1 other RNA gene is annotated in these 743 nt (G+C 40.5%); it reads left to right on the top strand.

Features of this window, described 5'->3' with window-relative positions:
- The first annotated feature begins 172 nt into the window (after positions 1–172).
- Positions 173–233: hammerhead ribozyme type II (locus AACW06_RS19840), an RNA gene on the top strand.
- The last annotated feature ends 510 nt before the right edge of the window (positions 234–743 follow it).

Here is a 743-nt window from a genome sequence, read left to right on the forward strand (position 1 = left end):
TTATAACAAGCAATTTAAGAGGGATTCCCAACGCTTGGCATTTTTGGTTCTACTTCCAATTTAGTGTTTATGGCACAATGCTTTAGGTTAGGTGGTAGCGTTGCTCACCCCTTAATTGGGCGTTATATTTCTTTCTAGTTCAGTACGTTATAATGTTAAAACTCAAGTCGAAAGCCGAAACGTGAACACGTCTCTCAGTGGTGGTCTCCTGAGACTGATGATGGCAGCCTCGATTTACTTTGCGTCAAATCCACCCGTTTTTGTGGTGCAGTTTCTCTTAGCGGAAATTGTGGGGTTTTTAACTAGTCAGACTAAGGAGGGAGAGCTTATGGGTATGAAAATTATCAACAAAATTAGTAGTAAATTTAAGCAACTTTCAAAATGTGTTGCCATGTTTTGGGAGAACCACCGCTCTTTTAAGTTTAACTTACTGATGATCTGGTGAAACTCCAGTGAAAAGAGCAAATTAGTAGGTGTGCGTAGCCCAAATCAGCTATAGCGCACTGAAATATAACAAACAATTTAAGAGTGATTCAGCACGCTTGGCATTTTTGCTATGCGTCGGTTTTAGTGATTAAGGTAGAATACGGCAGCATCGGTATTGCGCGCCTCACACCTTAATTGGGCGTTATGTGTTTGATGAGTTTTTAGGGTTAACTCTACGATTTCATTGAGAATTCGTTCCGTTTTTTCGGCAAGTTGGCTTGGTCGAAATGGATTCTTGAACAACCTGAGATTGATCG

Source organism: Vibrio sp. S12_S33 (assembly GCF_963889785.1).
In the GTDB taxonomy this organism is placed as follows: Bacteria; Pseudomonadota; Gammaproteobacteria; order Enterobacterales; family Vibrionaceae; genus Vibrio; species Vibrio aestuarianus.